Below are 10,804 nucleotides of genomic sequence, written 5' to 3'. Positions count from 1 at the left end.
CACGAAGCAGCCGTCGAAGGCCAGCGTCGCCAGCGGGTGCGGCGCCGTCACCTGGATGCGCTCGGCGATGGCGAGGCCGGCGGCGTCGGCATCGACGACGAAGGCCGAGATGCCCCGCGTGCCCGGCGCCTCGCCCGAGCGGGCGAAGACGACGTAGTGGTCGGCGATGCCACCGTTGGAGATCCAGGTCTTGCGCCCGTCGAGCCGCCAGCCGCCCTCGACCCGGGTCGCCGTCGTCGCCATCGCCGCGACATCCGACCCGGCGTCGGGCTCGGAGAGCGCGAAGGCCGCAATGCGCCGGCCGGCCCGCACCGGCGCCAGGTAGCGGTCGCGCAGCATGGGCGAGCCGACGAGGGTGATCGGCCCGGTGCCGAGGCCCTGCATCGCAAAGACGAAATCGGCGAGGCCGGCATGGCGCGCCAGGGTCTCGCGCACGAGGCAGAGGGTGCGGACGTCGAGCCCCGCCGCACCCGCCTCGGGCACCGCATGGGCGAACCAGCCGGCATCGCCCAGCAGGGCGACGAGGCGCCGGCATTCGGCGTCGACATCCGTATGGGGATGGATCCCGAGCCCGATCTCCGCCGCCGCCCAGCCGTCGAGGCGGCGGGCGAGGTCGCGGTGCCGGTCCTCGAAGAACGGCCAGTCGAGGAAGGTCGCATCGGCCATCGCGGCTCAGGCTCCGGCGAAGAGGGTGGCGGCCGAGTAGCCGGGGTCGGTCCGCCGGTCGAGCTGGAAGACTCCGCTCGCGCGCAGGACCATAGCATCGCCGGCCCGCAGCAGGCACTGGGCGAAGCCGGTGCGGCCGCCCCGGCGCAGCACCTCGGCCCGCCCCCAGACGAGCGCTCCCAGGGGGGCTGGCGCCAGGAAATCCGCCGCCATGCCCACGGTCGGGACGAAGCGCCCGTCGTCGAGCCGGTCGCCGAGGCCGAAGCCCATGACCACGTCCGCCAGGGTCATCAGCATCCCGCCATGGCAGGCGCCGACGGGGTTGCAGTGGCGCTCGGCGACGCGGAACCCCATCGCCAGCCCGTCGGCGTCGCGCCGCCAGAGCAGCGGCCCGATGCCGGCGAGGAAGCCGGACCGGGCCGCCAGCGGCCGCCACCCGTCAATGCCGCGCGTCCCGTCCATCGCCGGCGTCAGTCGCCCTCGAAGACCGGGCGCTGCTTGGCGACGAAGGCGCGGTAGGCGCGGCCGTAGTCCTTGGTCTGCATGCAGATCGCCTGCGCCTGGGCCTCGGCCTCGATGGCGTCGTCGATCGTCATGCTCCATTCCTGGTGCAGGCAGCGCTTGGTCATGGCATGGGCGAAGGTCGGCCCGGCGGCGAGCGAGGCCGCCATCGCCTGCGCCTCGGCCAGCACCCGGTCGCCGGCGACGAGGCGGTTGTAGAAGCCCCAGCGCTCGGCCTCGGCGCCGTCCATCGAGCGGCCGGTGTAGAGCAGTTCGGCGGCGCGGCCCGAGCCGACGATGCGCGGCAGGATGTTGCAGGCGCCCATGTCGGCGCCGGCCAGCCCGACGCGCACGAAGAGGAAGGCGACCTTGCTCTCCGGCGTGCCGAAGCGGAGGTCGGAGGCCATGGCGACGATCGCCCCCGCCCCGGCGCAGACGCCGTCGACCGCGGCCACGATCGGCTGCGGGCAGGCCCGCATCGCCTTCACGAGGTCGCCCGTCATCCGGGTGAAGTCGAGAAGGCCCTGCATGTCGCCCGCTTCCTGCATCCGCACCAGCGGGCCGATGATCTCGTGGACGTCGCCGCCCGAGCAGAAATTTCCGCCGGCGCCGGTGACGACCACGGTCTTGACCTGGTCGGCATAGACCAGCGCCCGGAAGGTGTCGCGCAGCTCGGCATAGGATTCGAAGGTCAGAGGGTTCTTCCGCTCCGGCCGGTTGAGGGTGATCGTCGCGACCTTGCCGTCGAGCTGCCACAGGAAGTGCTGCGGCTTGTAGCTGGCGAAGTCGATGCGGGTGCGGTCGAAGGCGAGCGCCATGGGACGGATTCCTGTCGTGCGGTCGGTCAGTCGACCATCGTCAGGCCGCCGCTGACGCTCAGCACCTGGCCGGTGATGTAGTCGGAGCGACGGCCGAGGAAGAAGGTCACCGCCTCGCCGATCTCCTCGGGCTGGGCGATGCGGCGGAAGGGGATGGCGCGAGTCAGCGCGTCGCGCATCTTCTCGGGCTGGGCCTGGAAGAGCGGGGTGTCGGTCGGGCCCGGGCAGACGCAGTTCACGTTCAGCTTGTGCCGCGCCATCTCGCGCGCCAGCGACTTGGTGAAGGCGATGAGGCCGCCCTTGGCCGCGGCATAGACGGTCTCGCCCATGCTGCCGACGCGGCCGGCGTCGCTGGCGACGTTGACGATCTTGCCCTTCTGCGCCGCCATCATCGGGTCGAGCACGGCGCGGGTCAGCCGCACCGGGCCCATCAGGTTGATCTGGACCACCCGGTCCCACATGTCCGGCGGGTTGTCGATGAAGGGCTGGATGCGGTCCCAGCCGGCGGCATTGACGAGGCCGTCGAGCGCGCCGCCGATGCAGCGATGGACCTCGGCGGCGAAGCCGTCGATCGAGGCCGCATCGGTCAGGTCGAGGGGGACGTACTCGAACTTGACGCCCTGCTCGGCCGCCATCTCCGCGGTGCGCCGGCCGCCCGCCTGGTCGACGTCGCCGCCGAACACCCGCGCCCCCTCGCGCCCCAGCAGCAGCGCGGTCGCCCGCCCGATGCCCGACGAGGCCCCGGTGACGACGACGGTCTTGCCAGCCATTTCCATCAGATCAGCCCTTCCGGTCGAGGAAGCGGGCGACGAGCGCCCGCGTTTCGGTGGTTTCGAGAAGCGCCGCACCGCCCTGGACCTCGCGGGCATACCCGTCGACGGCGGGGTCGAGCGCGGCGGCGATGCAGGCCCGGGCCTCGGCCACGGCATGGGGCGGCAGGTCGGCGAGGCGGCGGGCGATCGCCTGGGCGCGCTCCGCCAGTTCGGCGGCGGGCGCCGACCACTGCACGAGGCCGAGCCGCTCGGCCGTCGCGCCGTCCACGGTTTCGGCACCGAGGATCAGGCGCTCGGACAAAGCCCGGCCGACGAGCCGGGTCAGCCGCTGCGTGCCGCCGGCGCCGGGCAACAGGCCGAGCCGCACCTCCGGCAGGCCGAGCTGGATCTCGTGGGCGGCGATGCGGAAGGTGCAGGCGAGCGCCAGCTCGAAGCCGCCGCCCATGGCATGGCCGCCGATTTCGGCCAAGGTCGGCCGCGGCAGATCCTCGAGGCGCTGGAACAGCACCTGCATCGCCCGCACGCCGACCTGGAAGGCGGCGCGGCCCGTGGGCGTGCCGTACTGCTCGCGCATGTCCTTGAGGTCGGCGCCGGCGGAGAACAGTCGCAGCGCGCTGCGGACGTGCAGGAGGTTCCAGTCGTCGCGCGCCGCCAGTTCGTCGAGGCGGGCGTGGAAGGCCGCGACCCAGGCACCGTTGATGGCGTTGGCGGGCGGCCGGTCGAGGGTCAGCGTCGCGATCCGGTCGGCGACGGCGAGATGCTGCATGGCCCCTACTCCACCCCGGCCCGCCGGCCGGCCTCGGTCACCAGGACCACCTTGCCCTCGACCTTGCGGCCGGCGATGAGGGCGAGGCCCTCCGCCGCCCGTTCGAGCGGGACGCTCGCCATCACCGGCGGGTCGAGGCGGCCGTCGGCGGCCATGGCGAACATCTCGGCCTGGGCGCGGGCGACGCCCGCCGGGTCGCGCTCGGGATAGTCGCTCCAGTGGATGCCGGTGACGGTGATGTGCTTGATGAGCAGGTAGTTGGCCTTGACCGACGGGATGGCGCCCGAGGTGAAGCCGACGACGACGAGCCGACCGTCCCAGGCGAGCGCTCGCAGGCTGGCCTCGAAGACGGCGCCGCCGACCGGGTCGATGACGACGTCGACGCCGTGGCCGTCGGTCGCGGCGTGGATCGCCTTGCGCAGCCCGTCCTTGAGGTCCGGCGTGGCGAGGTCGACGACCGCGTCGGCGCCGTGTCGCCGCACGAAATCCGCCTTCGCCATCGTGCCGAGGCCGGCGACGACCTTCGCGCCCATGGCCTTCGCCAGCTCGACGGCGGCGATGCCGACGCCGCCGGCCGCGCCGGTCACCAGCACCCATTCGCCGGGCTTCAGGCGGGCGCGGTCGGTCAGCGCGTACCAGGAGGTCTGGTAGACGAGACCCATGGCGGCCGCCTTGGCGGTCGCGAGCCCGTCCGGCACCGGATAGCAGAGGGCGGCCGGTACCCGGACCAGCTCGGCGAAGGCGCCGGATTCGAGCTGCGCCGCGACGCGCTGGCCGGGCCGGAAGCCGGCGACGCCGGCGCCGACCGCGCGCACCACTCCGGCCAGCTCCTTCCCCGGCGCGAACGGCAGCGGCGGCAGGATCTGGTAGGTGCCGCCGATCACCAGCAGGTCGGGATAGTTGAGGCCGATGGCATGGGTCTCGACCAGCACCTCGCCCGGCCCCGGTTCCGGGTCCGGGAGGTCGCGGAGGACGAGATCCTCCGGCCGGCCGAACCGCTCGACGAGCATCGCCTTCATCGCTCAGTGCCCGGTGAGCGCGCGGTTGATGACCAGCCGCTGGATGTCGTTGGTGCCCTCGTAGATCATCGCCACGCGGACGTCGCGATAGATGCGCTCGACCCCCATGTCGGCCATGTAGCCGGCGCCGCCGAAGGTCTGGATGGCATCGCGGCAGACATGCTCGGCCGCCTCCGAGGCGAAGAGCTTGGCCATCGAGGCCTCGACCAGGCACGGCTGGCCCGCGGCCTTGAGGGCGGCCGCGTGCAGCACGAGCTGCTCGGCCGCGGCGACGCGGGTCGCCATGTCGGCCAGCCGGAAGCCGACGGCCTGGTGGGCCGCGATCGGCTTGCCGAAGGTCACCCGTTCCTTGGCGTAGGCGACGGCGAGGTCGAGGGCGGCGCGCGCCATGCCGACCGACTGGGCGGCGATGCCGATGCGGCCGCCTTCGAGATTGGCGAGTGCGATGCGGTAGCCGGCACCCTCGGCACCGAGCAGGGCGTCGGCGTCGACCTCGGCGTCCTCCAGCAGGATCTCGCAGGTGTCGGAGGCCGACTGGCCCATCTTGCGCTCGACCCGGCCGACCCGGTAGCCGGGATTGTCGGTCGGGACGAGGAAGGCCGAGAGGCCCCGCTTGCCCTTCTCCGGGTCGGTGACGGCGAAGACGATCGCGAGGTCGGCCGTGGCGCCCGAGGTGATGTACTGCTTGGTGCCGCGGAGGCGCCAGCCGTGGTTGGTGCGCTCGGCGCGGGTGCGGATCGACCCGGCATCGGAGCCGCCCTGCGGCTCGGTCAGGCAGAAGGCGGCGAGCAGTTCGCCCTGCGACATCGGTCGCAGCCAGCGTTCCTTCTGCGCCTCGGTGCCATGGTCGAGCAGCGGCATGCAGCCGACCGAATTGTGCCCGCTCATGATCGTCGAGACGGCGCCGTTGCCGGCCGCGATCTCCATCAGCGCCAGCGCGTAGGAGATGCAGTCCGCGCCCGAGCCGCCCCATTCCTCCGGCACCGTCATGCCGAGGAAGCCGAGCCGCCCCATCTCGCGCAGGACCTCGCGCGGCACCGCCCGGGCCTCCTCCCAGGCCGCCGCGTTGGGGGCGAGCGCCGACTGCGCGAAGGCCCGCGCCGTGTCGCGGACGAGCAGATGCTCCTCGGCCAGAATCACTGGGTCCCTCCCGGGAATGCGATCATGAATGATCGTTCGTTCAGTTCGGATGATGGTCGCCGGCCCGACCGCTTGTCAATATCCCTCGGTCCCGCGGACGGGGGGTGCTGGTCAGCGCGTACCGGCCGCCATATCGTTCCTGGACAAGGAGAAAAGACCGCCCGAGGGAACGCCCGTGACCGATTCCGCAACGCCATGCGCCGCCTGCCGGGACCCGCAGCCGCTCTTTCCGTTCACCATGGCGTTCCAGCCGATCGTCGACGTCGACGAGGCGCGGATCGTCGGCCACGAGGCGCTCGTCCGCGGCCCCGCCGGCGAAGGCGCCGGGGCCGTGCTGGGACAGCTGACGGCCGAGAATATCTACACCTTCGACCAGGCGTGCCGGGTGAAGGCGATCGAACTGGCGGCGCGCCTCGGCCTCGACGGCGACCTCGGCATCAACTTCCTGCCGAACGCCGTCTACGAGCCGCGCGCCTGCATCCGCAGGACGCTCGATGCCGCCGCCCGGACCGGCTTCCCGCTGCACCGCCTCACCTTCGAGTTCGTCGAGAACGAGCATGTGGCCGACGCCGCCCACACGCTGCGGATCATCGAGGAATACAAGCGCCAGGGCTTCAAGGTCGCCCTCGACGACTTCGGCACCGGCTACTCGAACCTGTGGCAGATCGCCGAACTCAAGCCCGACATCCTCAAGATCGACCGCCGGCTGGTGGCGAACTGCGACGGCAACCCGCGCATGGTCTCGGTGCTGCGCGGCGTGGTCGGGATGGCGGAGGAGACCGGCACCAGGCTGGTCGCCGAGGGCGTCGAGCGGATCGAGGAGGTGCGGACGCTGCGCGCGGTCGGCATCCGGCTGATGCAGGGCTACCACTTCGCGAAGCCGCGCTTCGAGGGCGTGGTCGGCCGGCACGAGATCGCGTGGCCGGCGGCAGCCTGATCCGGCGTCGCCCGACGCGGATGGCAAGGCGCCGGTCGGGGGGCTAGTCTCGGCCGGAATGCCCCCTTCCTTCTCGTTCCAGGCCGCCGGCGCCGGCACCCTGGCCGCCTTCGTCGGCTTCGCCAGTTCCTTCGCCATCCTGATCCAGGGCTTCATGGTCGCCGGCGCGAGCCGCGCCGAAGCCGCCTCCGGCCTGATGGCCGTCTGCGTGCTGATGGGCCTGGCCGCGGTCTGGGTGGCGTTGCGGACGCGGATGCCGATCTCGATCGCCTGGTCGACGCCGGGCGCCGTGCTGCTGATCGCGTCGGGCCCGCTGGAGGGGGGCTTCCCGACCGCGGTCGGCGCCTTCGTCGTCGCCGGCGTGTTGGTCGTGCTGGCCGGAATGTGGCGGCCGCTCGGGCGCTGGGTGGCGGCCATCCCGGCCCCGCTCGCCAGCGCCATGCTGGCGGGCGTGCTCCTCGACATGTGCCTCGCCCCGGTCCGGGCGGTGGGCGAACTGCCGCTGCCCGCGCTCGCGATCATCCTCACCTGGGCGATCGTCGGCCGCTTCCGCCGGTTGCTGGCGGTGCCGGCGGCGGTCGTCGCCGCCGTCCTGGTCATCGCGGCCACCGTCGAGATCGACCGCGCGGCGCTCGGCTCGCTGTGGCCGCAGCCGGCCCTGGTGGTGCCGCAATTCTCCTGGTCGGCCGCGGTCGGCATCGGCCTGCCGCTCTTCGTCGTCACCATGGCCTCGCAGAACATCCCCGGCATCGCCGTGCTCAACCTCTACGGCTACCGGCCGGACCCGGGCCGGCTGTTCCGGCTGACCGGCATCCTCAGCCTGATGGCGACACCCTTCTGCGGCCACGCGATCAACCTCGCCGCCATCACGGCGGCGATCTGCGCCGGCGAGGACGCCCACCCCGATCCCGCGCGCCGCTACTGGTCGGCGGTGGTGGCGGGCATCGTCTATTTCCTGCTCGGCCTCGGTGCGGGAGCGGCCGCCGCCTTCATCGGCGCGGCGCCGCCGATCCTGATCGAGGCGGTGGCCGGCCTCGCCCTGCTCGGCCCGCTCGGCGGCGCGCTCCTCGGCGCCGTCGCCCATCCGACCGGCCGCGAGGCCGCCGTCGTCACCTTCCTCGTCGCCGCCTCCGGCCTCTCGATCCTCGGCATCGGCGGCGCCTTCTGGGGCCTCGTCGCCGGCGGGCTCATGCTCGCGCTGGCGCGCGCCGGCCGACCGCCCGGCCCGGCGTGAACGGCGCTCCTACGAAGACAGGGCGTTCCCTGCCAATGCACCGGCGCTCGGCCGACCCGGGTCTCAGCCGAAGCCGGCGCGGGTCGGCAGGCCGAGCCGCTTCAGCGTCATCACCACCGGGCACATGCCGGTCACCGAGGCCTGGATCAGATGGGCGCCCATGACGCCCGTCAGCCAGAGCCAATCCAGGCTGTGATAGACGGCGAGCAGGACGCTCGCCAGAACCACGACACCGACGATCAGGAGAATCGCGCGCTCGACCGACATGACCCCCGTCCTCCCTGCTCCGCGAGGAACCGACAGCCCGCATCGCCTGCGAGACCGCCGATCCTACACCCGCATCGGAAGGCGGGAAACCGCCGGCCGCTCGACCGCCCCGCCCGCGCCTTCGCCGCGCAGCACCTCCTTGCGCACCTTCTCGGTCGCGGTGCGCGGCAGCGCCTCCAGCACCCGCAGGTAGCGCGGGACGGCGAAGCGCGGCAGGCGCGCCTCGCAGAAGGCCCAGACGGCGGCGGCGTCGATCGTCCGGCCGGGACGCGGCACCAGGCAGGCCAGGATCTCCTCCTCGCCGTCGCCGATGTCGGACGGCACGCCGACGACGGCCGCCTCCAGCACGTCGTCCTGCTGGATCAGGGCCTGCTCGATCTCCCAGGAGGAGACGTTCTCGCCACGCCGGCGGATGCAGTCGCGCAGGCGGTCGACGAAGCCGTACCAGCCCTCTGCGTCGGCCCGGAAGGCGTCGCCGGTGTGGAACCAGAGGTTGCGGAAGGCCGCGACCGTCGCGTCGGGCATCCCGCAATAGCCCTGGAGGAAGGTGCCGGCCCGGCGCGGCCGCACCAGCAGTTCGCCCACCTGCCCGACGGGCACCGGCTCGTCGGTCGCGGGATCGGCGATCCGCACCTCGAACCACTCGTCGACCGGCCGGCCGCACGAGCCCGGCCGGAGCGGCGCGTCGAGCGGCATGTAGAAGGGGCAGTTGATCTCGGTGGTGCCGTAGAGCTCGACCGGCTTCGCCCCGAAGCGCGCCTGGAACGGCGCCGCCAGCGCCGGCACCAGCGGCACCGCCGTCACCGCCCGGAGCCGGTGGTCGCGGTCCTCCGGGGTCGGCGGCTGCTTCATCAGGAAGCTCATCATGGTGCCGAGCAGGTTGGTCACCGTGACGCCGTGCCGGCGGATGTCGCCGAGCCAGCCGCTGGCGCTGAAGCGCGGCGCCAGCACCAGCGGGATGCCCCACATCAGCGCGCCATACGCGCCGAGCAGGAGCGCGTTGGCGTGGAAGAGCGGCAGGCAGGTGTAGAGCACGTCGTCCGGCCCGATCCGCAGGACCTCGCCATAGACATGCCCGTTGAGGCGGAGATGGCCGTGCGGCAGCAGCGGCCCCTTCGACGGGCCGCTGGTGCCCGAGGTGAAGAGGATGGCGCCGACGTCGCCGACCGCGACCGCGACCGCGACCGGTCGCTCCGCGGCCTCGGCCAGTTCCGCGAAGGGCGCGACGGCGATCCCGGCCGGCGGGTCGCGATCGGGCATCGGCCCCGCGACCCAGAGCCGCCGCAGGTGCGGCAGGTTGCCGGCCGATGCGGCGACGGCGGCCAGATGGTCGGCCGCGACGACCATCGCCCGCGCCCGGGTGACGTTGGCGATGTGCTCGAGGAAGGCGCCCTTGAAGGCGGTGTTGATCGGCACGAAGACCGCGCCGGCACGCGCCACCCCGCACCAGAGCGCGACGAAGTCCGGCCCGTTCGGCAGCATCGCCAGCACCGGGTCGCCCTTGGCGACACCGGCCGCGATCAGGCCGTTGGCGATGCGGGTGGCGGCCCGGTCCATGGCGCCGAAGCTGACGGGCGGGCCGCCGACCGGACGCAGATAGTCCCGGTCGCCCTGCCGCTCGGCCTGTTCGGCGAGGACGCGGCCCAGCACCCAGCCCGAGATGTCGGTCGCCATCCGCCTATCCGGCCGCGAGGTCCTTCGCGGTGTCGCGCAGCCGGAACTTCTGGATCTTGCCGCTCGGCGTGCGCGGCAGCGCGTCGACCACCTCCAGCCGTTCCGGCCAGTAGTTGCGCGTAAGCTTGTGGCCCTCCAGGAACGCGGTCAGGTCCGCCAGCGTCAGGCTGGCGCCCGGCCGCGGCACGACGAAGGCGCAGGCGCGCTCGCCGAGCCGCGGGTCCGGCATGCCGACGACCGCGACCTCGGCAACGGCCGGATGCTGGTAGATCAGGCCCTCGACCTCGACCACCGGCACGTTCTCGCCGCCGCGGATGATGACGTCCTTGGTGCGCCCGGTGATGCGGATGTAGCCGGCCGCGTCCATCCGTGCGAGGTCGCCGGTGTCGAACCACCCCTCGGCGTCGACGCCGTAGAGCTCGGGCCGCTTCAGGTAGCCGAGGAAGTTGGAGCAGCCCCGCAGGTGCAGCCGGCCTTCGGCGCCGGGCGGCAGCGGGTTGCCGGCATCGTCGACGATGCGCAGCTCGATCCCCTCCATGGCGCAGCCGTCGGTCTCGCAGGCGCGCTCCGGCGGGTCGTCGAGGAGCGTCGTCGTCGCCGCCCCGTTCTCGGTCATGCCCCAGGCCGAGACGATGGTGGCGCCGAGGTTCTCGGTTGCGCGCCTCGCCACGGCCGAGGGGATCGGCGCCCCGGCGGAGAGGAAGATGCGCAGGCTGGCGAGGTCGGGCTTGCGCTCCTCCGCCACCGCCGTCAGGTCGGCGAGGAAGGGGGTGGAGGCCATGGTGAAGGTCACGCCCTCGGCCTTGATGTTGTCGGCGGCGCGGCCGGCATTCCAGATGTCCTGCAGGATGACGGGGCAACCCAGCATCACCGGCATCATCAGCCCGTACATGAAGCCGGTCTGGTGCGCGAGCGGCGAGGCCATCAGCACGACGTCGTCCCGCCCCAGGCCGAGCCGCCGGACGTAGGGCACGAGGTTGCTGACCAGCGTGTTCGCGCTGTGCATCAC

General features: G+C 72.9%; 12 protein-coding genes. 2 read left to right on the top strand and 10 right to left on the bottom strand.

Annotated features, from left to right (window positions below):
- From ACE3Q3_RS16930 to ACE3Q3_RS16900, 7 genes are all read right to left on the bottom strand, one after another.
- On the bottom strand, nt 1-666 hold a 666-nt coding region (locus tag ACE3Q3_RS16930), incomplete at its 3' end, for an acyl-CoA dehydrogenase family protein (protein ID WP_374448070.1).
- A gap of 6 nt (nt 667-672) precedes the next feature.
- Entirely contained in the window at nt 673-1,128 is a 456-nt protein-coding gene (locus tag ACE3Q3_RS16925; RefSeq protein WP_374448069.1) for a PaaI family thioesterase, read from the bottom strand.
- A gap of 8 nt (nt 1,129-1,136) precedes the next feature.
- Complete coding sequence (locus ACE3Q3_RS16920) at nt 1,137-1,985, bottom strand: enoyl-CoA hydratase family protein (protein ID WP_374448068.1); 849 nt, start codon at nt 1,983-1,985, stop codon at nt 1,137-1,139.
- Nucleotides 1,986-2,011: 26 nt separating this feature from the next.
- Nucleotides 2,012-2,761: an SDR family NAD(P)-dependent oxidoreductase gene (locus ACE3Q3_RS16915; RefSeq protein ID WP_374448065.1), complete on the bottom strand. Its 750-nt coding sequence runs from the start codon at nt 2,759-2,761 to the stop codon at nt 2,012-2,014.
- 4 nt (nt 2,762-2,765) lie between these two features.
- The gene (locus ACE3Q3_RS16910; RefSeq protein WP_374448063.1) at nt 2,766-3,524 is read right to left on the bottom strand and encodes an enoyl-CoA hydratase/isomerase family protein; all 759 of its coding nucleotides are present in this window, start codon (nt 3,522-3,524) and stop codon (nt 2,766-2,768) included.
- Nucleotides 3,525-3,529: 5 nt separating this feature from the next.
- Complete coding sequence (locus ACE3Q3_RS16905; RefSeq protein WP_374448061.1) at nt 3,530-4,543, bottom strand: NADPH:quinone oxidoreductase family protein; 1,014 nt, start codon at nt 4,541-4,543, stop codon at nt 3,530-3,532.
- A 3-nt stretch (nt 4,544-4,546) separates the two neighbouring features.
- Entirely contained in the window at nt 4,547-5,683 is a 1,137-nt protein-coding gene (locus ACE3Q3_RS16900; RefSeq protein ID WP_374448059.1) for an acyl-CoA dehydrogenase family protein, read from the bottom strand.
- Between the two features lie 175 nt (nt 5,684-5,858).
- Here ACE3Q3_RS16900 and ACE3Q3_RS16895 point away from each other — a divergent pair, with 175 nt between their 5' ends.
- Nucleotides 5,859-6,620 (top strand): EAL domain-containing protein, encoded by a 762-nt coding sequence (locus tag ACE3Q3_RS16895; protein WP_374448057.1) that lies wholly within the window; start codon nt 5,859-5,861, stop codon nt 6,618-6,620.
- Nucleotides 6,621-6,678: 58 nt separating this feature from the next.
- Complete coding sequence (locus ACE3Q3_RS16890) at nt 6,679-7,854, top strand: benzoate/H(+) symporter BenE family transporter (protein WP_374448056.1); 1,176 nt, start codon at nt 6,679-6,681, stop codon at nt 7,852-7,854.
- Between the two features lie 63 nt (nt 7,855-7,917).
- Here ACE3Q3_RS16890 and ACE3Q3_RS16885 read toward each other — a convergent pair whose 3' ends face one another.
- From ACE3Q3_RS16885 to ACE3Q3_RS16875, 3 genes are all read right to left on the bottom strand, one after another.
- Entirely contained in the window at nt 7,918-8,121 is a 204-nt protein-coding gene (locus ACE3Q3_RS16885; protein ID WP_374448054.1) for a DUF2892 domain-containing protein, read from the bottom strand.
- A 63-nt stretch (nt 8,122-8,184) separates the two neighbouring features.
- Nucleotides 8,185-9,795: an AMP-binding protein gene (locus ACE3Q3_RS16880; protein ID WP_374448051.1), complete on the bottom strand. Its 1,611-nt coding sequence runs from the start codon at nt 9,793-9,795 to the stop codon at nt 8,185-8,187.
- A gap of 4 nt (nt 9,796-9,799) precedes the next feature.
- On the bottom strand, nt 9,800-10,804 hold a 1,005-nt coding region (locus tag ACE3Q3_RS16875; protein WP_374448050.1), incomplete at its 5' end, for an AMP-binding protein.

The sequence above is a fragment of the Allostella sp. genome (assembly GCF_041913585.1).
Lineage (GTDB): Bacteria > Pseudomonadota > Alphaproteobacteria > ATCC43930 > Allostellaceae > Allostella.
Note: the sequence above shows the minus strand (reverse complement) of the source record. Positions and strands in the feature narration are given on the sequence as shown.